The following is a 26,098-nucleotide window of genomic DNA, read 5'->3' as shown; positions in this document are numbered from 1 at the left end:
ACCGCAAGTTTATCGCACACCAGTTCGAGGAGTGGGTGTGCGACGCCTGCCGGCTGGCCGCGGCTACGGTTTGATGCTGTGGGCGTCGAGTTGGGATCCAATTCCGAGGTGGGCACGCTACGCGTCGCCATCCTGCACCGCCCCGGCACCGAACTGCGCCGGCTTACCCCGCGTAACAGCGACCAGCTTTTGTTCGACGGGCTGCCCTGGGTGTCGCGCGCGCAGGAGGAGCATGACGAGTTCGCCGAACTGCTGCGCGCGCGGGGGGTGGAGGTGTTGCTGCTGTCGCAGCTGCTGACCGAGGCGCTGGACAGCGGGGCCGCCAGGATGCAGGGTGTCGCCGCCGCGGTTGACGCGCGCCGTCTCGGATTGCCACTGGCGCAACAGCTTTCGGCATATTTACGTAGTCTGAACCCGGTCCGGCTGGCGCATATGCTGACCGCCGGGATGACGTTCAACGAGCTGCCGTCCGATATCCGGACCGACGTGTCGCTGGTGGTCCGCATGCACCATGGCGGGGATTTCGTCATCGAGCCACTACCGAACCTGGTGTTCACCCGCGACTCGTCGATCTGGATCGGTCCGCGGGTGGTCATCCCGTCGCTGGCGCTGCGGGCGCGGGTTCGTGAGGCATCGTTGACCGACATCATCTATGCCCATCACCCGCGGTTCACCGGGGTGCGGCGGGCCTACGAATCACGCACCGCTCCCGTCGAGGGTGGCGACGTGCTGTTGCTGGCCCCCGGTGTGGTCGCCGTCGGGGTCGGCGAGCGTACCAGCCCGGCCGGCGCGGAAGCCTTGGCGCGCAGCCTGTTCGACGACGACCTTGCGCACACCGTGCTCGCGGTGCCGATTGCTCAGAAGCGTGCGCAAATGCATCTGGACACCGTGTGCACCATGGTGGACGTCGACACCGTGGTGATGTATGCCGCCGTCGTCGACAACCTCTCGGCGTTCACCATCCAGCGTTCGCCCAATGGCGTGGCGATCAGCGATGCGGCCCCATTTGTACGGGCTGCTTCCGACGCGATGGGCATCGACAAGCTGCGAGTCATCGACACCGGCCTGGACCCCGTCGTCGCCGAACGCGAACAATGGGACGACGGCAACAACACCTTGGCACTGGCACCGGGTGTCGTCGTCGCCTACGAGCGCAACGCGCAGACCAACGCCCGGTTGGAGGCGGCCGGTATCGAGGTGCTGACCATCGCGGGCTCGGAGCTGGGTACCGGCCGGGGCGGGCCGCGTTGCATGTCCTGCCCGGCCGCCCGCGACCCGCTTTAGCCCATGCGCCGAGATTGCCGCCATGGTCGTGGTCGGTGTATGGCTCACAGCCGTTGCGGCAATCTCGACGAGCGGCGGGCCAACGCGTCACGAACGCGCTTGACGACGAGTTCGGCGCTGTCCTCATTGATCACCTTGATCACCTGCCAGCCAAGACCATTGAGCACCTCAGCTCGGTGAATGTCTTTCACATACTGTCTGCGTTCGCGTCGGTGTTGGTCGCCGTCGTATTCGAGGGCCACCATCGGCTCTTCCCAGCCCATATCGAGGTAGCACACGAGCTGGCCATCGGTCACTCGGATCTGCGTGGCAGGCTTGGGCAGTCCGGCGTCGACGAGCACGAGTCGCAGCCAGGTTTCTTTCGGCGATTGCGCGCCGCTATCCATCAGAGACAATGCTTTTCGGCAGTCGCGGATACCCCTGGCTCCTTGGTATCGGTCAAACAATGGCGTGACATCGGTCGCCTTGAGGCCGGTCACCGCGGCGAGTGCGTCGAGATGAGCAACGGCCATGCCACGCGGCAAGTGCCGGCCCAGATCGAAGGCCGTACGTGCCGCATTCGTTACGCGCAGGCCGGCCACTTCGACGACGTCGTCCGCGCTGAAGCGTTCCCGGCGAACGATGACGCCCGGCGGTGGATGGTTGAACGGGCCTAACAACTCGACGGGGGTGAAGTCATCGACCCATCTCGCCCCGTGGAGAGCGGCGGCAGCGCGGCCGGCGATCACCCCCCGGCGCCCGGACCACAACCAAGCCGCGCGGATGTCGTCACGCAACGTTCGAGGCGCGTCCTTCGGCACATAGACGCCGCGATGGATTCGCCGGTAGTTCCAACGCAATTGGCCTCGGGTGAGTGCGCCGTCCGCTATCGCTTCGCTTGCGAGAAAGACCTTTGCCACGCGCCGATGATGCGCTCAGCGACCGACAGCGTCGCCGAGATTGCCGCCTGGGGCACTTCCCGCTTGCGGGGGAGGTCGCGGATGGTGGCCCAACCACAGCCGTAGCGGCAATGTGGGCGTCAACGGGCGCGGACATTGTCGTCGAGATTGCCGCCAGGGTCGTGCGGACGCCCCAACCACAGCCATGACGGCAATCTCGGCGCAATCCGAAGCCGTCACCGCCAGCTGGGCAGCCAGATCTCCATGTTCCAGGTCTGCTGTGAGATCGGCAGCCCGGTGAGTATCGGGAACAGCCAGGCGAAGTTGGTCACCACCAAAGCCACATAGCAGCTCACCACGATCATCCCCAGGGTACGGCGCTCCGCGCCCTGACCAGATTGGTAGAGGATGTCGCCGAGAATCAACGCGATTGCCATCACCAGAAACGGCGCCATGGTCGCCGCGTAGAAGAAGTACATCTGCCGGTCGATGTCGGCGAACCACGGCAGCCAGCCGGCGCAGTAGCCGACCAACACCACCGCATACCGCCAGTCTCGCCGGACGAACATCCGCCAGGCGGCATACAAGAGGACCGGCACCGCCAGCCACCACATAGCCGGCGTGCCGACCAGCAGCTCGGCACTGACGCACGACTGGCCACCGCAGCCCGGCACGTTCTGTTGGTCGATGGCATACAGCACCGGCCGCAACGACATCGGCCAACTCCACGGCTTGGACTCCCACGGGTGATGGTTGCCGGCCGAGTTCGTCAGCGTCGCATGGAAGTGGAATGCCTTGGCGGTGTAGTACCACAGCGAGCGAACGGCGTCGGGCAGCGGGATGACGCTGTCCGGGCCGATCGTCAGGCCAACTTGGTGGCGGTCGATCGCGGTCTCGGAGGCGAACCAGCCGGCGTAGCTGGCCAGGTAGACCGCGAACGGGATAGCCGCCAGCGCATAGCCGGTAGGCAACAGATCGCGCCGCAGCGTCCCCAACCACGGCCGCGGCACCTGGTACTGCCGGCGTGCCGCCACGTCGAACGCCAACGACATCGCGCCGAAGAACGCGATGAAGTACAGACCGGACCACTTGGTTGCGAAGGCCAATCCGAGCAGCACCCCTGCGCCGAACCGCCACCAGCGCACCCCCAGCCGTGGTCCCCACACCGTCTCGGCGACCCGGTTCTCGGTCATGGCGATGTGCATGCGTTGGCGAACCTGATCGCGGTCGACGATGAGGGCGCCGAAAGCCGCGACCACGAAGAAGGTCAGGAAGCCGTCCAGCAGCGCGGTGCGCGCGGCGACAAAGCTGACCCCGTCACAGGTCAGCAGCACTCCGGCGATGCCCCCGACCAGGGTCGAGCGGGCGATCCGCCGGACGACCCGGGTCACCAGCCCCACCAGGATGATGCCCAGCACCGCGCCGCTGAACCGCCACCCGAACCCGTTGTAACCGAACAGGGCCTCGCCGATCGCGATCATCTGCTTGCCGACCGGGGGATGGACGACCAGGCCGAACCCGGGATTGTCTTCGACGCCGTGGTTGTGCAACACCTGCCAGGCCTGGGGGGCGTAGTGCTTCTCGTCGAAGATCGGAGTGCCGGCATCGGTCGGCGAGCCGAGGTTCAAAAACCGGGTCACCGCGGCGAGCAGCGTGATCACGGCGGTGACAATCCAGCCGCGCATCCGGTCCACCGGCCCGAAATCCGCGATCGGTACCAGCGGCGCGGGGCTGATGACGGGTGCCGCACGCTCCTCGGCCAGGCCGGAAGTTTGTTGGGGCGGGGCGGTCATCAGCTCGATCGTAGGCTGTCCGTCATGAGTTCCGGCCGCCTGTTGCTCGGCGCCACTCCGTTGGGCCAGCCCGCGGATGCGTCGCCACGCCTGATCGACGCGTTGGCGGGCGCCGACGTGGTGGCGGCCGAGGACACCCGACGGGTGAAAACGTTGGCCAGGGCGCTTAACGTCGAGATCAGCGGGCGGGTGGTGAGCCTGTTCGACCGGGTCGAGGCGTTGCGGGTGACGGCGCTGGTTGACGCGATGCGAGCCGGCGCCACGGTGCTGGTGGTCAGCGACGCCGGATTGCCGGTGATCAACGATCCGGGATATCGACTGGTCGCGGCCTGTATCGATGCCGGGATTACGGTGACCTGCTTGCCCGGGCCGTCGGCGGTGACCACTGCGCTGGTGGTGTCCGGTCTGCCGTCGGACAAGTTCTGCTTCGAGGGGTTCGCCCCCCGCAAAGGCGCTGCGCGGCGGGCGTGGCTGGCCTCGCTGGCCGACGAGCAGCGCACCTGCGTGTTCTTCGAATCCCCGAGACGGTTGGCCGCGTGTCTGCGCGATGCCGTCGAACAGCTCGGCGGGGCGCGTCCGGCCGCGGTCTGCCGGGAGCTGACCAAGGTGCATGAGGAAGTGGTGCGGGGATCTCTTGACGAGTTGGCGGACTGGGCGACCGGCGGCGTGCTCGGTGAGATCACCGTGGTACTCGCCGGCGCCGGCGCGACCCCGTACGCCGACCTGCCGTCGCTGGTCGGGGAGGTCGAGAACCTGGTCGCGGCCGGTATCCGAGTCAAGGACGCTTGCAGCCAGGTGGCCGCGGCGCATCAGGGCGTGCGTTCACGTCAGCTCTACGATGCGGTCCTGCTGGCCCGCCGCGAAACCGGCGCGGCGCCTTAGAAAAACTTCGCGACCGGTAGGTCCCGGTCCGGGTCAGGGTGTGCAGGAACTCCCGATGGGACCGATTGTCGGGGTGCACAACTGCGGGTGCGGGGGAATGGGGGGCCCCTGGATGGTCGGCAGCTGTGGCGGCGGAGGCAACGCCGGAGCCGGCAGCGCCGGCAGACCACCCGGCAACGCCGGAGCCGGCAGCGCCGGCAGACCACCCGGCAGCGCCGGAGCCGGCAGCGCCGGCAGACCACCCGGCAGGCCGCCGGCGGCCAGTGCGGGCAGTGCCGCGGCCAGCATCGCCGGATCAACCGCCGGAAGGCCTCCCGGCAGACCTGCGGCCAGTGCGGGCAGCGCCGCGGCCAGCATTGCCGGATCCACGCCCGGCAGTGCCGGCAGACCGGCCTGCAGCCCGGGCAGAGCGGTCGCCAGCTGCGGCAAACCACCGGCTGCTAGTGCGACCACATCCGTGGGCGACACTCCGGGCAGACCGGGCAGGCCGGCGGCCGCCAGCCCCAGCAGATTCGTCGGCGACACTCCAGGCAGACTCGGCAAGCTCAGATTTGGCAGACCGCCCACCCCCGCCAGCGCGATCAGGCCCGCCGGCGACACCCCCGGCAGAGCCTGCAGGCCGGGCAGACTCAAAGTCGGCAAACCGGCCGAGGGTAGCCCCGAGGGGAACAGCATGGAGCCGATCGTGTTGGCGGTTGCGTTGAGTTGCGGCAGGATGCCCGAGGACTGCAAGGCGTTGTAGGCGAGCACCACATACGTGACCGCCAGCGCGCTGGACGTCGCGACGCCCGCGACGGTGCCTCCGATCCCCAGGATGCCGTTCACGATCGAGGTGGCCGTACCGACCGCGGCAGGCCCGTTGGCCAGGTTCGGTACCCCGGGCAGGCCGATGCCGGGGATTCCGATGCCGGGGATTCCGATGCCGGGGATTCCGAGGTACGGCGTGCCGATGTCAGGCAGGCCCGGGCCCGGTGGAAGGGCCGCGTTCGGCAACGGAGGGGCGGCCGGCAGCGCGGCCGGACCCAAGTCGGTGACACCAGGCAGTCCCGGGCCCACCGGCGAGGCGACTCCGGGCACCGCGCGGGCGGCCTCCGGCGCGGCACGCGGCGCCAATACGGGGGTCAGCGCATCCGTCGGTAACTGCGCCGGCGCCGCCTGGGCGGGTTTGCCCGGCTGTGCACTGGTCCCGGGCATCAGCACGGAGGCCAGGCGGTCGCATTGCTGGCCGGCGGCACACGTGCCTTGGTTTGGGGTGCGCATCGGCCCGCTCATCGTCAGCGGCGCAACCGCCAGCGTCCCCCCCACCATGGCCGCGGCCGCAACGCCGACGACACCGACTCTCATGACGGACCCCTCTCGCATTCGACCACGCGATACGCGCGGGTCGCCGATTAGGAGCTTAGGCGCACCAGGCGTGCCATGTGGGCGTTACGCGAAATTCCGCCGAGCCGCACCTCGCCACAGTTTGCTGACTAGCCGACCCGAGTGGCGGTGGCCGGGACCGCCATCCCGATGATGGGTGCGGCCTTGTGCAGGCATTCCTGCCACTCGGCGTCGGGGTCGGAGTCCGCGGTGATCCCGCCGCCAACGCCCAGGACGGCGTTGCCCGCGGTGTCGAATTCCACGGTGCGGATCGCGACGTTGAGCTCGGAACCGGCAACTGGTGACGCGAAACCAACTGTGCCGCAATATATTCCGCGATGACGCTGCTCCCACTGTGAAATCAGTTGGCGGGCTCGCAGTTTGGGCGTTCCAGTAACCGACGCCGGCGGGAAGGCGGCGTCCAGCAGCGCCGACATCGGCAACTCGGCCGGAACCCGGGCCGCCACGGTGGACACCAGGTGCCATACGCCCGGCGCCCGGCGCACCACCAGTAGCTCGGGCACGGTGACCGTGCCGGTAATGGCCACTCGGCCAAGGTCGTTGCGGACCAAGTCCACGATCATGATGTTCTCGGCCACTTCTTTGGGTGACGCCCGCAGCGCCGACGGCCAGGCCTCCAGCGGCAGCGTGCCCTTGATCGGGCTGGAGGCCACGACGGTGCCGTGGCGCCGCAGGAAAAGTTCCGGGGACAGCGATGCCACCGCGCCCCACGGGCCGCCGACATAGGCTGCCCGGGACGGGGAGGTGCGGGCAGCGTCGACGAAGTCGATGAAGAAGTCCAGCGCGGACCCGCTGACGGTCCCGGTGAACTGCGTGCACACGCAGGCCTGGTAGACCTCGCCGGCGGTGATCGCCGCCAGGCAGGCGAGCACCCCGCCGCGATGAGCTTCCCGGTCGGCCGCTGCCCAGTCGATCCGGCAGGCCCCCGGTACCGGCCGGCCGGCCGGCGCCGGTGTCGTCGCCAGGGCGCTGGCCAGCCAGTCCGGCATGGGTGCGCCCGACAGGCTCTCGTACCACCAGTGGCCGTCGCGATCGCGGCGCAGCACGCAATCGGTCCAGCCGCCGGCGGCTTCGGGGATCCGGCTTCCCCGCCCGTCCGCGCCGGGATCGGGGTAAGACAGGTAGCCGACCCAGCCGCCGCCCACCGCCCCTGAGATGGGCGCCACCCGTTCACCGGGGGCCTCCGGGACCGGAAACGCGTCGCCGCGGTCCACCGGCTGGACCGACACACTCGGTGCGATCACCGCCAGCGCGCCGAACCATTCGCCGGTCAACGCGGCCGGCGGCGCCAGGCCCAGTCGGACGGTGGCACGAGCGACAGCGCGCAGCACCTGGGGTGCCCCGCCAAGGTCGCCGAGCCGATCGATTCGCACCGCCCTAGCTTGACAGAGTGGCGGATATTCGCACGCCAGGAGTTCCGATCAGCCGCGGCTGATCTCGCGCGGACTGGCCAATGCCGTCAGCTTCTCGGGATTGCGCATCACGTAGAAGTTGGTGATCTTGTCGTCGACGATCTCCAGCGTGATCACGCCCTCCAGGTGTTCGCCCAGATAGAAGAGAGCACCGCCGGCGCGCTGTTGCAGGTCACCACCTTCACCCGCAACTGCGCTGCCGCCTTGCGGATCAGTCCGGTGATGGCCCTGGCCACCCGCTCGGCGCCGACCACCGGCTTGCGTGCCGCAGACACCTTGCCGCCGCTGTCGGCCATCCAGGTGGCATCCGCATCGAGCATCGCCATCAGCGCCTCCACGTCGCCGCTGGTGGCCGTCTCCAGGAACTGCGCGGTGATCTGGGCGTGGCGTTGCGGGTCGACCGGCCGCGCGCCGTATCGCTTGCGCCGCGCCTGCACGTGTTCGCGGGCGCGGTGGGCGATCTGGCGCACCGCCGGCGCGGACTTGCCCACCGCGTCGGCGATCTCGGCATAGTCGAATCCGAAGACTTCGCGCAATAGGAACACCGCCCGTTCGTCCGGGCTCAGCGTTTCCAGCAAGACCAGCATCGCCATCGACACCGATTCCGCCAGTACCACGTCGGCAGCCGGGTCCTGCTCGTCGAGCAGCAGCGGCGCGGGCAGCCACGGCTCCACGTATTCCTCGCGGCGGCGGGCGCCGGCCCGCAAGGCGTTGAGCGCCTGGCGAGTGACCAGCTGAGCCAGGTATGACTTGGTGTCGCGCACCGTCTCCAGGTCGACGGCGGCCCACCGCACATAGCTGTCTTGCAGCACGTCCTCGGATTCGGTTGCCGAGCCGAGGATTTCGTAGGCGATGGTGAACAGCATCGGCCGCAGCAGGGTGAACCGTTGGGCGTGCTCGTGGGGTGACTGCGTCATCGGGGAGGTCATCGGGACTTCAGCGCAGCCTGTTGCTCGGCCGGCGGCTGCGCGGCCCGCTTGCCGCCTTTGAACCAGAAGTACGAGCCGGGTTTGGCGGCTTCGTGCCGAATGGACCACACCGTGCCCTTGCAGATCACTTCCTTGATCGCGGCGCCGGCACGGCCCCCCACGACCACGTCGACCGGAGTGTCGTCGGAGCGCGACAGTTGCACGGTGCCGTGGGAGCGGCCCAGGCTGATGCACTGTCCGACGAACGCTTGGCTCAGCGCTGCCGGGGTTTCGCCCGCGATCCTGCTGAGCACGGTATTGGCGGCCTGGGCCCCCAGTGGCCCGGCCGCCTGGCAGCTCATCCGCAGCGGCCGGCCCGACAGTGCGGCGCAGTCGCCCGCGGCGACGATTCGTTCGTCGTCGGGGCTGGTCAGTGTTTCGTCGGTGAGCAGCCGGCCCAGACCGTCGGTACGAAGCCCGCTGCGCGCGGCCAGATCCGGCACCTCGAATCCGGCGGTCCACACCGTGGCCGCGCTGGGCAGCACGGCGTGGTCAGTGAGCACCACGGCATCCCAGCGCACCTGGCTGACCGCGACCGATTCGAGCACCGCGACGCCCAGACTGCGCAGTTGCTCGGCCACCGAACGCCGGCCGCGCTTGCTCAGCGACGGCCCCAACGGGCCACCGCAGACCAGCGTCACCGGGCGGCCCTGCTCGGCGAGCTCAGAGGCGGCTTCGATGCCGGTCAACCCGCCGCCCACCACGACAACGGGAGCGTCGGCGGGCATATCGATCAGGGTGTGCCGCAGTCGGGTCGCGCCGTCCAGATCGGCGAGCGAGTATGCGAATTCGGCAGCTCCGGGAACCGCCGGCGCGGCTCCGGTGCTGCCCACGGCATAGATGAGGTAGTCGTAGTCCAGTTGGGCACCTGAAGCCAGCAGCAACCTGCGGTCGGCGGAGTCGATGCGGTCGACGGTGTCGATGATCAGCTCGATGGCCTCGCCCAGCAGCGTGCCGTACTCGACGGTGGCGGTGCCGCTGCCCGCCGCCAACTGGTGCAGCCGGATCCGTTCGACGAACACCGGGCGTGAGTTCACCACCGTGATGTCGATGTCGGCGTTGAGGCGCAGGTGGTTGGCGGCCACCGTGCCGGCGTAGCCGCCGCCGACGACGCCGACATGAGTCCGTGGGCCGGTCAAGGGGGTCGGCTCAAACATTGGGAGTCTCCTGTTCTTCATTGTGGCGCGATCATCGGGGGATCATCGAGGACTTCTGCAGTGGAGACACCACAGACCGGCCTGCTGTGACAGCCGCGATGGAGATTGTGAGCCGGTTCACTTTTCCGGGGTTTGTCAGGACCGGGCGGTCGGCGCTGAATTTTCGGCCGATCACGTGTCGGACGCGCCGGAATCGAGGTCAGCGCTTGCGCATTGGAGCGATGCGTGCGCTGGATTCCGGGCGGGCTGAATGCGGCCCCATGATACGCTGTCGCAACGATACCGACCTGAATTCCCAGGTGAACCCGGTAGACAACCAGGCTGACCAGGGCCCCTTCATTGCCCAGCGGCGGCATTCGACAGGAGCGACCCCTACTACCGTCCGTCGACTGGGTCAGTCGCCCCCATTAGACACGTGCACACATCGGAGGATCCCTTGCCGCGCAGCTTGGACCTCGTCGTCACCTCCGTAGCAACCCAGCTGATGGAGGCGACGGCGTCCACCGCAACGCAGGTGAGCCGGAAGGTGCTCGCTCAACTCGGCGAGCAGTTCGATGTGGACGCCAGTTTCTTGCGCCACCATGACCACGAGATCCGCGCCTCGGTCCTGGTTGCGGAGTGGCCACCGCGGCGTGACGTTGCGGACCCGGACCCGCAGGCGGTCGTGCATTTCACCAGCGCGGACCCGGTGCTTACCCAGTGCGAGCACGGCAGGAAGCCGGTTGTCATCCGCCCGCACCGCAACAACCGGTTCTACCGGCGATGGATGGGCGGCTCCAAACAGGCGGCGTCGCCATCGGTGGCTGCGGCCCCGCTGGTCTCGGGGGAGACGACCACCGGCGTGCTCGGCTTCGTGAAGTTCGGCGCCAGGAAGTGGAAGCATCAAGAGATCAACACGCTCGAGGCCGTCGCCGCGCTGTTCGCACAGCTGCAGGCGCGGATCGCCGCCGAAGAGAAATTGCGGTACCTGGCTGAGCACGACGATCTGACCGGCCTGCATAACCGCCGCGCGCTGCTGGCCCATCTGTCCGAACGGCTCGCGGCGGGTAAACCCGGGCCCGTCGCCGTGCTGTACCTGGACCTCGACCGATTGAAGTCGATCAACGACTATCTGGGCCACAACGCGGGCGACTGGTTCATCCGCGTCTTTGCTCAGCGCCTTCGCGGGTGCGTCGGCGGTCAAAGCATGATCGCCCGACTGGGCGGCGACGAGTTCGTGGTGATCCCCCACCAGGTGATGTCCAAAGGAGTCGCCGAATCGTTCGCCCGTCGGCTTTCGGCAATGCTGCGGGAGCGGCTGGCCATTGGCGGCCATCAGATCACCCGGACGGTGAGCATCGGTCTGGCCGTGGGCATGCCGGGCCGGGACACCAGCACCGATCTGCTGCGCCGCGCCGACGAGGCGGTGCTCACCGCCAAACGCGCCGGCGGCAACCAGGTGGCGCTGTCTACTGACGACATGTCGCTCAAGAGCGCGTTCCGCAACGACATCGAGCTGCATCTGCAGGGCAATATCGACAGCGACGCGCTGTTGCTGCACTATCTGCCGGAGGTCGACCTGTGGACCGGCGCGGTCGTGGCGGCCGAGGCGCTGGTTCGCTGGCGCCACCCGATTTGGGGGTTACTGCTGCCGGACTCGTTCATCGGGGTGGCCGAGTCCACCAATCTCGCCGGCGAACTCGGCCGATGTGTGATGCGCAGCGCGTGTGCCGAATTCAGCCGGTGGCGTAGGAACGGCGTCGGGCAGAGCGCGGTGTTGCGCATCAATGTGTCGCCGGTCCAGCTGATAACCCGCGGCTTTGTCCGCAGTGTGGCCGACACCATCGAGGAGTTCGGCATCGACGGCGGATCGGTGTGCCTGGAAATCACCGAACGTGCGGTCGTGCACGACATCGAGGCGACGCGAAAGACGTTGTCAGAGCTCAAGGACGTCGGTGTGCAGGTGGCCATCGACGACTTCGGCACCGGTTACGCGGTGTTGTCGCATCTGAAGTCGCTTCCCGTCGACATGCTCAAGATCGACACCGGCTTCGTCCGTGACCTGGGCACCAACGCCGGCGACCTGGCGATCGTTCGCGCCATCATCGGCCTCGCCGAGGCGTTCGGACTGCAAGTGGTCGCCGAGGGCGTCGAGACCCCTGCTGCTGCACTGACTTTGATGCGGCACGGGTGCCACCGGGCGCAAGGATTCCTGTTGTCGCGCCCCGTCCCGGGCAACGCCATGGAGGCGTTGCTGTCCGCTCGCTGGATGCCGATGCCGTTCCTCGCCGACCGCGAGGCACTGACGCTCGGCGCGATCTAGCTCAAGTGTGAAAATGGTTCGAGCAATTAGAAAATCATCGATCGTTGCCGCCTGCGCCGTCTTGCTGCCGGCTGGGGTGCTCACCGGATGCAGCAGCCACCAGCCCGGCAACAGCCCGCTGACCGCGATGGTCAGCCCGGCCATACCGTCCCCGGTCCTGGAGATATCTAACCCGCTGCGTGGCCAATACGAAGACCTCTTGGAACCGCTTTTCCCGCAACGCGATCCGGCCCAGCAGCGGTATCCGGCGTGGCCGGCGTCCTACGATGCCAGCCTGCGGGTCTCGTGGCGTCAGTTGCAGCCCACCGACCCGGCCACGCTGCCGCCGGACGCTCCGGACGAGCGCAAGTACGACTTCAGCGTGATCGACGACGCGCTGAGCCGGCTGGCCGAGCGGCGCATGCGGCTGACGCTTCGGGTGTACGCGTACAACTCCTGCTGCAATGCGACGTATCCCAACAACACCAACATCGCGATTCCCGACTGGGAACGCGCCCGGCCGGGCACCAACACGACCTATCCCGGGCCGGCCACCGGTGCCGCGGCGGGGGTGCTGCAGGTGGTGCCGAACTTCAACGATCCGACCTATCTCAGCGACTTCGTAGGGCTACTGGCGGCACTGGGTCGCCGCTACGACGGCGACGAACGACTCAGCGTTTTCGAGTTCTCCGGGTATGGGGATTTCAGCGAAAACCACATCGCCTATCTGCGCGACTCGCTCAACGCCGCCGGTCCGGCGCCCGATGACAGCGTTGCGGCATTGGGGTATTACAGCCAGTTCCGTGATCAGAACATCACCAAGGCGTCCATCCAGCGCCTGGTCGAGGCCAACGTCAGCGCCTTTCCCCGCACCCAGCTGGTGACCAGCGCAGCCAACCCGGAGATCGTCCGGGAATTGCTCGCCGACGACGTCACCAAGAAGCTCGCCGCGCCGGTGGGAATTCGCTCGGACTGCCTGGGCGTCTATGCGCCCATGCCGGCGTGGGCCGACGGCAGCGCCGCCCACTACGTGCAGACCAACGATCCGGTTGTCGCCGCGTTGCGCAAGCGGCTGTCGACGGCTCCGGTGATCACCGAATGGTGCCAGCTGCCCAGCGGAACCACGCGGCAGGCCTACTACGAGAAGGGTCTGCGCGACATCATGAGATATCACGTCTCGATGACCTCGAGCATCAACTTCCCGGACGACGATGCGACCTCGCCGATGGACCCCAAGCTGTATGTGCTGTGGGCCCAGGCCAATGCGACGGCGGGCTACCGGTACTCGGTGGAGGCCAAGCCCGGGTCGCAGGGGCTGAGCAAGGACGGCAAAGTCGCGACGATTTCGGTTGTCTGGACCAATTACGGCTCCGCGGCCGCGACCGAGAAATGGGTCCCGGGTTACCGATTGGTGGATTTCACCGGGCAGACGGTTCGGATGTTGCCCGCAAGCGTGGATCTGAAGTTGCTGGTCCCGGAGGCGCCCGGGGACCGCACCGCCCAGCAGCCCATACCGGCGTCGGCCTCCGAGACGGTTCGCGTCGAGCTGGCCGGCTTGCCGGCGGGGCATTACACGCTGCGGGCGTCAATAGATTGGCAACAGCACAAGCCGAACGGTTCGCATGTGGTCAACTACCCTCCGATGCAGCTGGCCCGCGACGGCCGCGACGATTCCGGCTTTTATCCCGTCGCGACGCTCGACATTCCGCGCGACGTGCAGACCGCAACGAACGGTGCGTGAGGCGGCGTGGCCAGGCCAAAGTCCGGGCTTGGGCATACCGCTCGCATGGAAATATCCATTAAACGTACCGGGAGTATTTCGTTTTGCGGATAGTGCTGCCCCGCGTTAAGCGTCGCGGCGAGAAAATGGGCTGATACCCTCGAAATCGGCGTCAATGCAACCCTGAGGCACAGCCGGTAAGCCATCACGAGATGACCATCTGGCTTCCCCGCTCGATCCCGCTCGAGGAGGGCATCGCGAAGGTGACGGCGATCGTCCCGGCCGGTGGTTCCGGTTTCGGAACCGCTCGAGACAGCCTGGAAACAGACGCCACCCATCCGCAGCGCGACCGTCAGCGGCCGGCATGAATTCTTCGGCTCAGACCACGACCGACTCGACGAGCGGGCGAGCGGACACCACCCGCCAGCAGATTCTGCACGCCGCCGCCCATCAGTTCGCCCGGCGCGCGTACCACGACGTGGGGCTCGACGACATCCTCGCGGCGGCCCAGCTCACCAAGGGTGCGATGTATTTCCACTTCCGGTCCAAGCACGCGCTGGCCGTGGCCATCATCTTGCAACACACCGCCGCGGGCCGGGTTGCCGTCGAGGAGCTGCTGGCCAGGCAGCTTTCCGGCCTGGAGACGCTGGTCGACTTCGTTTACCTAGTCGCCGTCCGCGACATCAGCCAGGACATGGCCAGGGCGGCCCTACACCTGCTCGACTCGGTCGGTCGTACCGAAGGCCTGCAGGCGAAATTGCTGGACGGGTGGATCGAAGCTCTGGCGGCTGTAGTACGGCGCGCGATCGTCGAAGGCGACGTGGCCGAAGGCTGCGACTCGCAAGACGTTGGCCGTCTGATCGTGTCGATGTACCTGGGTTTGCGGCAGGCCAGCGACCTGGACGCACCGGAGCGGTTTCTCCGCGATCTCGAGAAGAACTGGTTGCTGGTGCTGAGCGGAATAGTGCAGCCGGCCAGAATTGACTACTTCACGCAGTTCGTCACCCGGCGGACCGCGCTGGCCATCCGCTCGGCAACAGCCCAGGTGGCGCCGGGTTGACAAAAGATCGAAGCCATGGCGGCCGCTGTTCGGCTAGCCGGCTGACCAGGAAAGTAAGCAATGCGGAGGTCCGGAGCCTCATCGGATCCACCGCACCGGCGAAGGTACGGGAGCGATGGCACGCCAGGTCCGATCCGAGGTAACCCGGCGAAAGATCCTTGATGCCGCCGTCGACGTTTTCGGCGAGGTCGGGTACGCGGCCGCCGGCTGGGCCACGATCATCGAGCGGACGGGCATGACCAAAGGTGCCCTCTACCACCACTTCGATTCGAAGGAAGCGTTGGCGTCAGCGATCATCGAGGAAGGTTCCGACGCGCTTCTCGGTGCATTTCGCAACGTATGCGGGTCGGCGTCGCCCGCCCTGGAGAACATGATTCACGGCACCTTCGCCGTCGCACACCTGCTCAGTGCCGACAAGACGGCTCGTGCGGCCGAGCAGCTAACCGCTGTCCTTGCCGGATTCAACACCGCTGCCGCGCAATTTTTCGGGGCCTGCGCGGGGGAGATGGCCGGCCAGGCCCGGCGGGCGATTGCCGAAGGCGATCTCCGGGACGACGTCGAACCCGAACTGGTCGGCGAGTCGATTGCCGGCGCGGCGTTCGGAATGCGGTTGCTCTCCAACGCGTTATCCGGCGCCAATGGGCACCAAGTCGAGAGCCCCGGGCAGCGATTGGGTCAGCTGTGGGGACTCCTGCTTCCCGGCATGACCGTTGAAACCTCGCTGCCGTACTTCCGGGAATTCCTAGCCCGCGAGGCGCTGCGTAGCCGCCATTGATCGCGGCCGTGCGCGGGAAGTCCGCCGCCGGCCGTCGTGGCAACACAGCGGACAGTCAGCGCTCCTCTTCCCACAGTTGTTCAGTCAGATCCTGAAACACCGCGAGGGCGAAGTTGTCGTCCACGCGTCGTACGGCCGACCTGCTCATCAGCGCTCGCACCACCGAGCCGTCCTTGTGGGCCAACTCGACGACCATGTTGGCCAGCGCATGCACGAAGGACAGCGTCGACGATTCCGAGTCCGGGCACTGATGGAAGATCTCGTGGAACCGAAGCGACAGCACCTCGTCCGGGTCGCGGCCGACCATCTGGGCGAATGCGGTGTTGGTGAACAGGATGCTGCCGTCATCTCCGGTGGCGAGCACGGGGACCGGAATCCGCTCCAGAACGACCAGCGCGGGCAACTGCTTCAAGGCGATCATCGGCGATTGGCTTGCCTGCCGGTTCCGTCGGCGCTCCACAGCCCCTGATTATTGCCTATGACAGCGAGTTGGCCGGGCGGTTTCCGGTAAGTCGGAGTTCGCTGCGGGGTCGCGACAGGGGCCGGCGCATTTCGTTGCGAGGCACCGGGCGACAGCAGGTCGTTGACGACGGCGCCGCGGCGGTCACCGCAGCGAGCGGCAACGAATTTGATTGCAGCACAAAGCAACTATGACCTCGTGCCGAGATGTCCGGTTCCTGACGACGCGCCGGGGATCGGGGTGTCCGGCGTTCGGCTCGCTCCCGCCTGGACTTTGCTGTAGGGCTCGTTCCGCTCACTCGACTTCGGTGCCTGATGCTCGTCTCGTTCCCGTCACTCGCTGCGCTCGTTCCGCTCACTCGACTTCGGTGCCTGATGCTCGTCTCGTTCCCGTCACTCGCTGCGCTCGTTCCGCTCACTCGACTTCGGTGCCTGATGCTCGTCTCGTTCCCGTCACTCGCTGCGCTCGTTCCGCTCACTCGACTTCGGGTGGCGGCTGGTACCGCGGGAATACCCCCGCGGGCGGCGGCAGCTGGGTGCCCGGCGCGAGCCGGGTGCCGACGGCGCTGAACGCCCGCCGGTCTTCGGGTTGGCCGAGCAGGTCCAGCAGCTTGGCGGCCGACTCCGGCATGACCGGCTGGACCAGTAGCGCCGCGACGCGTACCACCTCGCACGTGGTGTAGAGCGTGGTGCGAAACCTCGCCTGGTCGGCCTCGGACTCGCTCTTGCGCAGCACCCATGGCTGCTGTGTCGAAAAGTACTTGTTGGCGTCGCCGAGCATCAGCCAGATCGCCTCCAGCGCCAGATGCATTGCCTGCCGGTCGAAGTGGGCGCGCACCCGATCCAGCAACCCGTCAGCCGTCGCCAGCAACTCGGTGTCGGCATCACAGAACTCCCCGGGTTCGGGCACCACCCCGCCCAGGTTCTTGGCAACCATGGACAACGAGCGCTGGGCCAGGTTGCCGAGCTCATTGGCCAGATCGGTGTTGATCCGGGTGATAATGGCCTCGTCGCTGTAACTGCCGTCTTGCCCGAACGGCACTTCCCGCAACAGGAAGTAGCGGACCTGATCCACGCCGTAGGCCTGGATCAGTGCCATCGGGTCGATGGTGTTGCCCAGCGATTTGCTCATCTTCTCGCCGCGATTGTGTAAGAACCCGTGGGCGAACACCTTTCGCGGCAACTCGATGCCCGCCGACATCAGGAAGGCCGGCCAGTAGACGGCGTGGAACCTGATGATGTCCTTGCCGATCATGTGCAGGTCGGCGGGCCAGTAGCGGCGGAACGACTCCGAGCCGGTATCCGGGTAGCCGGCGCCGGTCAGGTAGTTGGTCAACGCGTCCACCCAGACATACATGACGTGGTCGGGATGCTCGGGAACCGGCACGCCCCAGTCGAACGACGTTCGCGACACCGACAGGTCTTTGAGGCCACCGGACACGAAGCTGATCACCTCGTTACGCCGGACCTCGGGTGCGATGAAGTCGGGGTGGGCATGGTAGTGAGCCAGCAGCTTGTCGGCGTAAGCCGACAGCCGGAAGAAGTAGGTCTGCTCCTCGGTCCAGGTCACCGGCGTGCCGGTCTCGACCGCGATCCGGGTGCCGTCGACAAGTTGGGTCTCCGACTCGACGAAAAACCGCTCATCGCGCACCGAGTACCAGCCGGAATAGTTGTCCAGGTAGAGATCACCGGCCGCCTCCATCCGGCGCCAGATCTCCTGCGACGCCGCGTAGTGGTCGGGGTCGGTGGTGCGGATGAACCGGTCGAAGGAGATGTTCAGCGCCTCCTGCATGCCCTGGAAGACGTCGGAATTGCGCCGGGCAAGCTGTGCGGTCGGCACGCCCGCGGCCGCGGCGGCCTGCGCCACCTTCAGGCCGTGTTCGTCGGTACCGGTCAGGAAGCGCACGTCGAAGCCGTCGAGTCGCTTGAACCGGGCGATCGCGTCGGTGGCGATGTATTCGTAGGCGTGACCCACATGCGGCGCCGCGTTGGGATACGCGATCGCGGTGGTGACGTAATAGGGCTGCGATGGCTTCATTGGGATCCCACCCTATTGGGTGGTCCTATTGTGTGCGCGTGAGCACCAACCGGCCCGGCACACCGCAAGCACCGCCCGCCCCGGAGCCGTTGACCCCGCTGGTCGACGCGCACACCCACCTCGACGCGTGCGGCGCCCGCGACGCTCGAGACGTCGCCGACATCGTCGACCGCGCCGCGGCCGTCGGGGTGCGCGCGGTGGTCACCATCGCCGACGACCTGGAATCGGCGCGCTGGGTGACCCGGGCGGCCGAGTGGGATCCGCGGGTCTACGCCGCGGTGGCACTGCACCCCACCCGCACCGACGCGCTCACCGACGCCGCGCGTGCCGAAATCGAGGAACTTGTGGCCCATCCGCGTGTCGTGGCGGTCGGTGAGACGGGGATGGATATGTACTGGCCGGGCCGCCTCGACGGGTGCGCGCAGCCCGGCGTGCAACGCGAGGCCTTCGCGTGGCATATCGACCTGGCCAAGCGCGCCGGAAAACCGCTGATGATCCACAATCGGCAGGCCGACCGTGAGGTGCTCGACGTGCTGCGGGCCGAGGGTGCCCCGGACACCGTGATCTTTCACTGCTTCTCGTCCGGCAGCGTGATGGCCCGCGAGTGTGTGGCCGCCGGATGGTTGCTGAGTCTTTCCGGAACTGTGACCTTCCGCAATGCCCGTGACCTCCGGGAAGCTGTTCCGCTGATACCGCTGGAGCACGTTCTGGTGGAAACCGATGCGCCGTTTCTCACCCCGCACCCCTACCGCGGCACAGCGAACGAGCCGTATTGCCTGCCCTACACCGTTCGGGCACTGGCTGAGCTGGTCAATCGCCGTCCCGAGGAAGTGGCCCAGATCACCACGAGCAATGCCGCGCGGGCGTATGAACTGGGTCACACACCTGGTGGGTGGCCCTAACGCCCGGCGCGCCGGAGTTGCTCAGCCTTGATCGGTTCGTTACCGTCTTGTGATCGTACGGGTGGGCCTCTGGGGGCCCATTTTGGCGTTTTCAGCTGAATTCGGCTGAAATGTCTGGAACTTGCTGCTGGGTCGTTGCTGAGGTTGTTGGTTAGGTCGGGGATAGTCGCACATTGAATCTGCTTACGAAACTTCATCAAACCGAATCACCGATGTTGCGCCTTGTGGTTGGCGCCTTACTGCTGGGGCTGGCGTTCGCCGGCGGGTATGCCGTGTCGGCGGCCAAGACCGTGACGCTGACCGTCGATGGAACCGCGATGCGGGTCACCACGATGAAGTCGCGGGTGATCGACGTCGTGCAGGAGAACGGCTTCTCCGTCGACGCGCGCGACGACCTGTACCCCGCGGCGGACGTGGTGGTCCACGACTCGGAGAACATCGTGTTGCGGCGCAGTCGCCCGCTGGAGATCTCGCTGGACGGCCACGACGTCAAGAAGGTCTGGACGACGGCATCCACGGTCGACGAAGCGTTGGCCCAACTGGCCATGACGGATACGGCGCCTGCGGCCGCCTCTCGCGGCAGCCGGGTCCCGCTGGCGGGGATGGCGCTGCCGGTCGTCAGCGCCAAAACGGTGGAGATCAACGACGGCGGGGTGGTGCGTACCGTGCACCTGGCGGCGCCCAACGTGGCGGGCCTGCTCGACGCCGCCGGCGTACCGCTGCAGGGCAGCGACCAGGTGGTGCCCGGCGCGACGACGCCGATTACCGACGGCATGCAGATCCAGGTGACCCGGTACCGCATCGAGCGGGTCACCGAGCGGTTGCCGCTGCTGCCGAATGCGCGTCGCATCGAAGACCCGGAAATGAACATGAGCCGCAAGGTCGTCGAAGACGCGGGGACTCCCGGTGAGCAGGATGTGACGTTCGCGGTGGCCGAGGTCAACGGCGTGGTCACCGGAAAGCTGCCGATCGCCAACGTCGTGCTGACGCCGGCGCGCGACGCGGTGGTGCGGGTGGGCGCCAAGCCGGGCACCGACGTTCCTCCGGTGAGCGACGGAGACATCTGGGACGCCGTCGCCGGCTGTGAGGCCGGCGGCAACTGGGCGATCAACACCGGCAACGGGTACTACGGTGGGGTGCAATTCGACCAGGGCACCTGGGAGGCCAACGGCGGGCTGCGGTATGCGCCCCGCGCCGACCTGGCCACCCGCGAAGAACAGATCGCAGTCGCCGAGGTGACCCGCCAACGCCAGGGCTGGGGCGCGTGGCCGGTGTGCAGTGGACGAGGGGGGACACGCTGACTATCCGGCTGCTCGGGCGCACCGAGATCAGGCGGCTGGCTAAAGAGCTCGAGTTCCGGCCACGAAAATCGCTCGGACAGAATTTCGTGCACGACGCCAACACGGTGCGCCGGGTGGTTGCGGCCTCCGGGATCACCCGGGCTGACCGGGTGCTGGAAGTAGGGCCGGGCCTGGGCTCGCTGACGCTGGCGCTGCTCGACCGCGGCGCGTCCGTGACGGCCGTCGAGATCGACCCGGTACTGGCCGCCCGGCTGCCGCAGACCGTGGCCGAGCATTCCCACAGCGAGATCCAGCGACTTACGGTGCTCAACCGCGACATCTTGAGCCTGCACCCGCAGGATTTGGCCGTCGAGCCGACCGCGGTGGTCGCCAACCTGCCATATAAAGTCGCGGTTCCGGCGTTGTTGCATCTGCTGGCCGAGTTCCCGTCGATCCGGGTGGTGACGGTCATGGTGCAGGCCGAGGTCGCCGAACGGCTTGCCGCCGAGCCGGGCGGCAAGGAGTACGGCGTGCCCAGCGTCAAGGTGCGCTTCTACGGACGGGTCCGGCGTTGCGGCATGGTGTCGCCGACCGTCTTCTGGCCGATCCCGCGGGTCTACTCCGGACTGGTCCGCATCGATCGGTACGAGACGTCACCGTGGCCGGCCGACGGCGCGTTTCGGCGGCAGGTGTTCGAACTGGTGGACATCGCCTTCGCGCAGCGCCGCAAGACGTCCCGCAACGCGTTTGCCCAGTGGGCGGGCTCGGGCAACGAGTCGGCGAATAGGTTGCTTGCGGCCAGCATCGACCCCGCTCGACGCGGTGAGACGCTGTCGATCGCCGATTTCGTGCGTTTGCTGCGGCGCTCTGAGCAGGGGTCCGGTGAGGTGGCGCAGACCAGCGGCACCGCCGGCGAACAGCAGGTCCCGGCGGGTTGATCATGAGCCGCCGGGCGCCGTTGCGTGTGGTTCGCCGGTTACAGCGATAGTCTGCTGCGGTGGTCAGGGCGTCGGACGGCAACACTGCTGAGTTGTGGGTGCCCACCGGGTCGGTCACCGTACGGGTGCCCGGCAAGGTGAACCTGTACCTTGCGGTCGGTGACCGCCGCGACGACGGCTACCACGAGCTGACGACGGTGTTTCATGCCGTCTCGCTGGTCGACGAGGTGACGGTGCGCAATGCCGATGTGCTGTCGCTGGAGCTGGTCGGCGAGGGGGCACGTGAGCTGCCCGTCGACGAACGCAATCTCGCCTGGCAGGCGGCCGAGCTGATGGCCGAACATGTGGGCCGGGCGCCGGATGTGTCGATTCTCATCGAGAAATCCATCCCGGTGGCCGGGGGAATGGCGGGCGGCAGCGCCGACGCGGCGGCCGTGCTGGTCGCGATGAATGCCCTGTGGGAACTCGGTCTGCCTCGCCGCGACCTGCGCCTGCTCGCCGAGCGGCTGGGCAGCGATGTGCCGTTTGCGCTGCACGGCGGTACCGCGCTGGGCACCGGCCGCGGTGAGGAGCTGGCAACGGTGTTGTCCCGCAACACCTTCCACTGGGTACTGACGTTCGCGCACAGCGGGCTGTCCACGCCGGCGGTATTCACCGAGCTTGACCGACTCCGCGAGGCGGGCGACCCGCCGCGCCTCGGCGAACCTGGACCGGTGCTGGCAGCGCTGGCCGCGGGCGATCCGGATCGGCTGGCGCCGCTGCTGGGTAACGAAATGCAGGCGGCCGCGGTCAGCCTGGACCCGGCGCTGCGTCGGGCGCTGCGGGCCGGTGTGGAGGCCGGCGCGCTGGCCGGCATCGTGTCGGGTTCGGGTCCCACGTGTGCGTTTCTGTGCGCCTCGGCGGAGTCCGCGATCGACGTGGGCGCGCAGCTGTCGGGGGCGGGTGTGTGCCGTACCGTGCGAGTGGCCACCGGACCGGTGCCGGGCGCCCGGGTGGTCCCGGCTCCGGTAACCCCCGAATAACCGAGTGTGACTTGGCTGTGAAATCCGCCTCAAACGCCCTAAGAGTTTGGCAGTTACTTAAGAGTTGCTTAAGATAATCGGCGGTGACGGCTAGCGGTAAGCAAGGGAATGCGATTTCGTCGTCCGCCGGGCAACGCGCCGGGCGGTCCGCGAACCACCCTCGGCCCGGATATCGGGCCAGGCTCTTGCGCGTCGTGCGATCCGGCTTTGGATCGTCAGCCCATCACCGAACCGAGACCTAACCGCTTCCCAATTGTGTGCGCGTGCCTGCTACCAAGTGCCGTCCAGCAGGCGGAACATGAAACCCGGACCTTGGGCCGGAACCGAGGAGGATGATTTGAGCAGGTTTACCGAGAAGATGTTCCGCAATGCCCGGGAGACCACCAAGGGCATGGTGACCGGTGAACCACACACCCCGGTTCGGCACACCTGGGGCGAAGTCCACGAGCGAGCGCGGCAGATAGCCGGCGGTTTGGCGGCCGTCGGCGTCGGCCACGGCGACGCGGTCGGTGTGCTGGCCGGCGCACCGGTCGAAATCGCCCCGACCGCTCAGGGGCTGTGGATGCGCGGCGCCAGCCTGACCATGCTGCACCAGCCCACCCCACGCACCGACCTCGCGTTGTGGGCCGAGGACACCACCACCGTGGTCGCCATGATCGAGGCCAAGGCGGTCATCATCTCCGAGCCCTTCCTGGCCGCCGCTCCGGTGCTGCAGGAGCGCGGCATCAAGGTGCTCACGGTCGAGCAACTGCTGGTGTCCGACCCGGTCGACCCGATCGAGACCGGCGAGGACGATCTGGCGTTGATGCAACTAACGTCTGGGTCGACAGGATCCCCTAAAGCGGTTCAGATCACCCACCGCAACCTGTTCGCCAATCTCGAGGCGATGTACATCAGCGCCGAGTACAACGCAGACACCGACGTGATGATCAGCTGGTTGCCGTTGTTTCACGACATGGGGATGATCGGCTTCTTGACCGTGCCCATGTACTTCGGCGGTGAGCTGGTCAAGGTCACCCCGATGGACTTCATGCGCGACACCCTGCTGTGGGCCAAGCTGATCGACAAGTACCGGGGCACCATGACGGCCGCCCCGAACTTCGCTTATTCGCTGTTCGCCAAGCGGCTGCGCAAGCAGGCCAAGCCTGGCCAGTTCGACCTGTCCACGTTGCGGTTGGCGCTGTCCGGCGCCGAGCCGGTCGAGCCGGCCGACGTCGAGGACCTGTGCGAAGCCGGCGCCCCGTTCGGGCTCAAACCGCAGGCGATCCTGCCCGCCTACGGGATGGCCGAGATCACGCTCGCGGTGGCGTTCTCCGAGTGCGGCGCCGGTCTGGTGGTCGACGAGGTGGACGCCGACCTGTTGGCCGCGCTGCGCCGCGCGGTGCCGGCCACCAAGGGCAACACCCGTCGGCTGGCTTCGCTGGGCCCGCTGCTGCAAGGGATCGAGGCCCGCATCGTCGACGAGGACGGCAACATCCTGCCGCCGCGGGGCGTCGGGGTGATCGAGCTGCGGGGCGAGTCGGTGACACCCGGCTACATCACGATGGGCGGATTCATCCCGGCGCAGGACGCGCAGGGGTGGTATGACACCGGTGACCTCGGCTACCGGATGGAGAACGGACACGTCGTCGTCTGCGGCCGGGTGAAGGACGTCATCATCATGGCCGGCCGCAACATCTACCCGACCGACATCGAGCGGGCCGCCGGCCGGGTCGCGGGGGTGCGTCCGGGTTGTGCGGTGGCGGTGCGGCTCGACGCCGGGCACTCGCGCGAGACTTTCGCGGTGGCGGTGGAGTCCAATGCCTTCGAGGACCTTGCCGAGGTGCGTCGCATCGAGCACCAGGTGGCCCACGAGGTGGTCGCCGAGGTCGACGTGCGTCCGCGCAATGTCGTGGTTCTCGGTCCGGGCACCATCCCCAAGACGCCGTCGGGCAAGCTGCGACGGGCCAATTCCGTCACCCTGGTCACCTAGCGTTTCGATCGCGAGCAGACACAAAATCGCCCATTTCCCAAGGGAATTGGGCGATTTTGCGTTCCCCCGCAAGCGGGAGGTACCCCCCGCTCACGAGTGGGAGGTCCCCCAGCTCGCGAGCGGGAGATGGTGCCCGCTATGGCGGGTTGGCGATACAAACCACCTCCCTGGACAGCCAACCAGTGGTGGAATGGTCTGGCCGATCGATAATGGGCGGCCCGAATGATGTGTGACCGCTGCGGAGTGCTGGTTGCCGAACAGCTGGCCCCATCGAAACCGAAGGGAGCAGTACCCATGTTGTTCGCCTCCCGAGCAGCGGTGATGAGAGTCGTCGCTGGCCTTTCCGTCGTCATTCTGATCGTGGCTGCCTGCAGCAGCACCAAAAATAGCGCTCCGCAAGCAACGAATGCGCCGGCAACGACCAGTGCGCCAAGCCAGCCGCGGACCGTTTCGACGACCTTCATCAGCTATACCTCGAACCAGAAGTTCGAAGCTACCGTCGATGCGCTGCAGAAGGCGGCCGCCGACAACGGGATGATGATCGTCGGAGACCTCAACCAGGACGCGGTGCTGGCGGCTACCGGGCTGCAATTGCCGGGGGCGCATAGTTTCTTTATCGGCAATCCGCGGATCGGTAAGACGTTTTTCGACGCCACTCAGGCGATCGGCGCGGTGATCCCGGTGCGTATGCACGTCTGGGTGGACGGCGACGGTCCGGCCCATATCAGCTACTTCGACCCGGCCCCGGAGTTCACCGCCGTCGATCCGGCTCTCGGCGACGGCGGGCAGCAGATTTCCCAATCGATCCGCACCATCGCCGAAGCCGCGGTGGGCGCCGGCGCCGCACCTCAGGCAACCCCTCAGGTAACGAAAGTCGACACCACATTCATCACCGTCGACACATCAAGTTCGTTCGAGGCGACGATTGGCGCGTTACACACCGCGGCCGACCAGAACGGGATGATCGTCCTCGGCGATGTCAACCAGGCCAGCAGGCTCGAGGCGATCGGACTGCAGTTGCAGCGGTCGCACAGTTTCTTTGTCGGCAATCCGCAGATCGGCAAGACGCTCTTCGGCGCAACACAAGCGATCGGCGCGGTGGTTCCGGTACGCATGCAGGTCTGGGCGGAGAGCCGCGGTCCGGCGCACATCAGCTACTTCGACCCGGCGCCGCTGTTCAGCGTCATCGACCCGGCTCGCGCCGACGTCGGGAAGCAGGTGTCGCAGACAATCCGCACCGTTGCCGACGCCGCGGCGGCGACGCACTAGATGCCGCTGGATGGATTCGACACCGCCGGCCGGGATCAGCACTGCCAGGCATGGACCCGATTTTGCGCGGGCTCTAGTCCCATTTCGATGAGCAACTCGGTGGCGTCTGCCGCCTGCTCGCAGATGGTCGGGACTTCGGCCCGTTCGGCGGCGGTGAAGTTCTCCAAGACGAACGCCGCGGGGTCCTTGCGTCCGAGCGGACGGCCGATGCCGATACGCACCCGCTGAAAGTCCTTGGTGCCCAATGCAGCCGCCACCGAGCGCAGCCCGTTGTGGCCACCCTCGCCGCCACCGAGCTTGAGCCGGATGCGACCGAAGTCCAGGTCGAGGTCGTCGTGGATGACCACGACGTCGGCCGGCGCCACCGAGTAGAACGTGGCCAGCGGGCCCACCTGGCGGCCCGACTCGTTCATGTAGCAGCGCGGCTTTGCCAGCACCACCGAGTGTCCCGCCAGCCGGCCGGTGACGACTTCGGCCCCGGAACGCTTGTGCCCCTTGAATTTCGAGCCCAACCGCGCGGCCAACAGGTCGGCAACCATAAACCCGAGGTTGTGCCGGGTGCGCGCGTAGGTGTCTCCGGGGTTGCCGAGGCCGATGACCAGGAACGGCTCGGCCACGTCGCGGG

Annotated in this window: 21 protein-coding genes and 1 pseudogene; 13 read left to right on the top strand and 9 right to left on the bottom strand. The window is 67.3% G+C overall.

Annotation, left to right across the window (positions count from 1 at the left end):
* The first annotated feature begins 78 nt into the window (after window positions 1–78).
* Complete coding sequence (gene arcA, locus EET03_RS21575; protein WP_075544816.1) at window positions 79–1,284, top strand: arginine deiminase; 1,206 nt, start codon at window positions 79–81, stop codon at window positions 1,282–1,284.
* Window positions 1,285–1,328: 44 nt separating this feature from the next.
* On the opposite strand, the gene EET03_RS21570 is transcribed toward arcA, so the two are convergent.
* Window positions 1,329–2,183, bottom strand: coding sequence for a DUF559 domain-containing protein (locus EET03_RS21570; protein ID WP_075544817.1), 855 nt, complete (start codon window positions 2,181–2,183; stop codon window positions 1,329–1,331).
* A gap of 215 nt (window positions 2,184–2,398) precedes the next feature.
* Entirely contained in the window at window positions 2,399–3,955 is a 1,557-nt protein-coding gene (locus EET03_RS21565) for a dolichyl-phosphate-mannose--protein mannosyltransferase (protein WP_075544818.1), read from the bottom strand.
* Window positions 3,956–3,979: 24 nt separating this feature from the next.
* On the opposite strand from EET03_RS21565, the gene rsmI reads away from it, so the two are divergent.
* On the top strand, window positions 3,980–4,837 hold the full coding sequence (gene rsmI / locus EET03_RS21560) for a 16S rRNA (cytidine(1402)-2'-O)-methyltransferase (protein WP_063471170.1): 858 nt from the start codon (window positions 3,980–3,982) through the stop codon (window positions 4,835–4,837).
* 33 nt (window positions 4,838–4,870) lie between these two features.
* Here rsmI and EET03_RS21555 read toward each other — a convergent pair whose 3' ends face one another.
* From EET03_RS21555 to EET03_RS21540, 4 genes and pseudogenes are all read right to left on the bottom strand, one after another.
* Window positions 4,871–6,181, bottom strand: coding sequence for a hypothetical protein (locus EET03_RS21555; RefSeq protein WP_244232474.1), 1,311 nt, complete (start codon window positions 6,179–6,181; stop codon window positions 4,871–4,873).
* 128 nt (window positions 6,182–6,309) lie between these two features.
* The gene (locus tag EET03_RS21550; RefSeq protein ID WP_208649111.1) at window positions 6,310–7,593 is read right to left on the bottom strand and encodes an aminodeoxychorismate synthase component I; all 1,284 of its coding nucleotides are present in this window, start codon (window positions 7,591–7,593) and stop codon (window positions 6,310–6,312) included.
* A 48-nt stretch (window positions 7,594–7,641) separates the two neighbouring features.
* Window positions 7,642–8,549 (bottom strand): annotated as a pseudogene (locus tag EET03_RS21545) (RNA polymerase sigma-70 factor).
* 8 nt (window positions 8,550–8,557) lie between these two features.
* Complete coding sequence (locus EET03_RS21540) at window positions 8,558–9,757, bottom strand: NAD(P)/FAD-dependent oxidoreductase (RefSeq protein ID WP_075544821.1); 1,200 nt, start codon at window positions 9,755–9,757, stop codon at window positions 8,558–8,560.
* Between the two features lie 436 nt (window positions 9,758–10,193).
* Here EET03_RS21540 and EET03_RS21535 point away from each other — a divergent pair, with 436 nt between their 5' ends.
* The 5 genes from EET03_RS21535 to EET03_RS21520 all read left to right on the top strand — a co-directional run bounded on the left by EET03_RS21535 (window position 10,194) and on the right by EET03_RS21520 (window position 15,593).
* Entirely contained in the window at window positions 10,194–12,059 is a 1,866-nt protein-coding gene (locus EET03_RS21535) for a putative bifunctional diguanylate cyclase/phosphodiesterase (RefSeq protein ID WP_075544846.1), read from the top strand.
* A gap of 13 nt (window positions 12,060–12,072) precedes the next feature.
* A complete protein-coding gene (locus EET03_RS21530) occupies window positions 12,073–13,779 on the top strand; it encodes a hypothetical protein (protein ID WP_075544822.1) in 1,707 nt (568 codons plus the stop codon).
* A gap of 191 nt (window positions 13,780–13,970) precedes the next feature.
* Entirely contained in the window at window positions 13,971–14,126 is a 156-nt protein-coding gene (locus EET03_RS30390; protein ID WP_167470678.1) for a hypothetical protein, read from the top strand.
* The gene (locus tag EET03_RS21525) at window positions 14,123–14,818 is read left to right on the top strand and encodes a TetR/AcrR family transcriptional regulator (RefSeq protein ID WP_075544823.1); all 696 of its coding nucleotides are present in this window, start codon (window positions 14,123–14,125) and stop codon (window positions 14,816–14,818) included. The genes EET03_RS30390 and EET03_RS21525 overlap by 4 nt, the downstream gene beginning before the upstream one ends.
* 115 nt (window positions 14,819–14,933) lie before the next feature.
* Window positions 14,934–15,593 (top strand): TetR/AcrR family transcriptional regulator, encoded by a 660-nt coding sequence (locus EET03_RS21520; protein WP_075544824.1) that lies wholly within the window; start codon window positions 14,934–14,936, stop codon window positions 15,591–15,593.
* 55 nt (window positions 15,594–15,648) lie between these two features.
* Here EET03_RS21520 and EET03_RS21515 read toward each other — a convergent pair whose 3' ends face one another.
* On the bottom strand, window positions 15,649–16,014 hold the full coding sequence (locus tag EET03_RS21515) for a PAS domain S-box protein (protein WP_063471162.1): 366 nt from the start codon (window positions 16,012–16,014) through the stop codon (window positions 15,649–15,651).
* A gap of 513 nt (window positions 16,015–16,527) precedes the next feature.
* Window positions 16,528–18,090, bottom strand: coding sequence for a methionine--tRNA ligase (metG, locus tag EET03_RS21510; RefSeq protein WP_075544825.1), 1,563 nt, complete (start codon window positions 18,088–18,090; stop codon window positions 16,528–16,530).
* Between the two features lie 32 nt (window positions 18,091–18,122).
* On the opposite strand from metG, the gene EET03_RS21505 reads away from it, so the two are divergent.
* The 6 genes from EET03_RS21505 to EET03_RS21475 all read left to right on the top strand — a co-directional run bounded on the left by EET03_RS21505 (window position 18,123) and on the right by EET03_RS21475 (window position 25,473).
* Complete coding sequence (locus tag EET03_RS21505; protein WP_075544826.1) at window positions 18,123–18,992, top strand: TatD family hydrolase; 870 nt, start codon at window positions 18,123–18,125, stop codon at window positions 18,990–18,992.
* A gap of 173 nt (window positions 18,993–19,165) precedes the next feature.
* Window positions 19,166–20,293 carry a resuscitation-promoting factor gene (locus tag EET03_RS21495; protein WP_208649110.1) on the top strand — a complete coding sequence of 376 codons (1,128 nt, stop codon included), beginning with the start codon at window positions 19,166–19,168 and terminating at the stop codon, window positions 20,291–20,293.
* Window positions 20,266–21,210, top strand: a complete 945-nt coding sequence (rsmA, locus tag EET03_RS21490; protein ID WP_099194247.1) for a 16S rRNA (adenine(1518)-N(6)/adenine(1519)-N(6))-dimethyltransferase RsmA — start codon at window positions 20,266–20,268, stop codon at window positions 21,208–21,210. The genes EET03_RS21495 and rsmA overlap by 28 nt, the downstream gene beginning before the upstream one ends.
* Window positions 21,211–21,269: 59 nt before the next feature.
* Window positions 21,270–22,232 carry a 4-(cytidine 5'-diphospho)-2-C-methyl-D-erythritol kinase gene (locus EET03_RS21485; protein WP_208649109.1) on the top strand — a complete coding sequence of 321 codons (963 nt, stop codon included), beginning with the start codon at window positions 21,270–21,272 and terminating at the stop codon, window positions 22,230–22,232.
* Between the two features lie 337 nt (window positions 22,233–22,569).
* On the top strand, window positions 22,570–24,204 hold the full coding sequence (locus tag EET03_RS21480; protein ID WP_075544847.1) for a fatty acyl-AMP ligase: 1,635 nt from the start codon (window positions 22,570–22,572) through the stop codon (window positions 24,202–24,204).
* A 321-nt stretch (window positions 24,205–24,525) separates the two neighbouring features.
* Window positions 24,526–25,473 (top strand): DUF302 domain-containing protein, encoded by a 948-nt coding sequence (locus EET03_RS21475; protein ID WP_244232473.1) that lies wholly within the window; start codon window positions 24,526–24,528, stop codon window positions 25,471–25,473.
* A gap of 35 nt (window positions 25,474–25,508) precedes the next feature.
* On the opposite strand, the gene pth is transcribed toward EET03_RS21475, so the two are convergent.
* Entirely contained in the window at window positions 25,509–26,090 is a 582-nt protein-coding gene (gene pth, locus EET03_RS21470) for an aminoacyl-tRNA hydrolase (protein WP_075544827.1), read from the bottom strand.
* Between the last annotated feature and the right edge of the window lie 8 nt (window positions 26,091–26,098).

The sequence above is a fragment of the Mycobacterium innocens genome (assembly GCF_900566055.1).
GTDB classification, from domain to species: Bacteria; Actinomycetota; Actinomycetes; order Mycobacteriales; family Mycobacteriaceae; genus Mycobacterium; species Mycobacterium innocens.
This window is presented reverse-complemented; position numbering and strand designations above follow the sequence as displayed.

What these genes read in the sequence shown, in the direction of transcription:
- EET03_RS21565 (WP_075544818.1), bottom strand. Translation starts at nt 3,955, where the DNA reads ATGACCGCCCCGCCCCAACAAACTTCCGGCCTGGCCGAGGAGCGTGCG.
- rsmI (WP_063471170.1), top strand. Translation starts at nt 3,980, where the DNA reads ATGAGTTCCGGCCGCCTGTTGCTCGGCGCCACTCCGTTGGGCCAGCCC.
- EET03_RS21555 (WP_244232474.1), bottom strand. Translation starts at nt 6,181, where the DNA reads ATGAGAGTCGGTGTCGTCGGCGTTGCGGCCGCGGCCATGGTGGGGGGG.
- EET03_RS21540 (WP_075544821.1), bottom strand. Translation starts at nt 9,757, where the DNA reads ATGTTTGAGCCGACCCCCTTGACCGGCCCACGGACTCATGTCGGCGTC.
- EET03_RS21530 (WP_075544822.1), top strand. Translation starts at nt 12,073, where the DNA reads ATGGTTCGAGCAATTAGAAAATCATCGATCGTTGCCGCCTGCGCCGTC.
- EET03_RS30390 (WP_167470678.1), top strand. Translation starts at nt 13,971, where the DNA reads ATGACCATCTGGCTTCCCCGCTCGATCCCGCTCGAGGAGGGCATCGCG.
- EET03_RS21525 (WP_075544823.1), top strand. Translation starts at nt 14,123, where the DNA reads ATGAATTCTTCGGCTCAGACCACGACCGACTCGACGAGCGGGCGAGCG.
- EET03_RS21520 (WP_075544824.1), top strand. Translation starts at nt 14,934, where the DNA reads ATGGCACGCCAGGTCCGATCCGAGGTAACCCGGCGAAAGATCCTTGAT.
- EET03_RS21515 (WP_063471162.1), bottom strand. Translation starts at nt 16,014, where the DNA reads ATGATCGCCTTGAAGCAGTTGCCCGCGCTGGTCGTTCTGGAGCGGATT.
- metG (WP_075544825.1), bottom strand. Translation starts at nt 18,090, where the DNA reads ATGAAGCCATCGCAGCCCTATTACGTCACCACCGCGATCGCGTATCCC.
- EET03_RS21475 (WP_244232473.1), top strand. Translation starts at nt 24,526, where the DNA reads ATGAGAGTCGTCGCTGGCCTTTCCGTCGTCATTCTGATCGTGGCTGCC.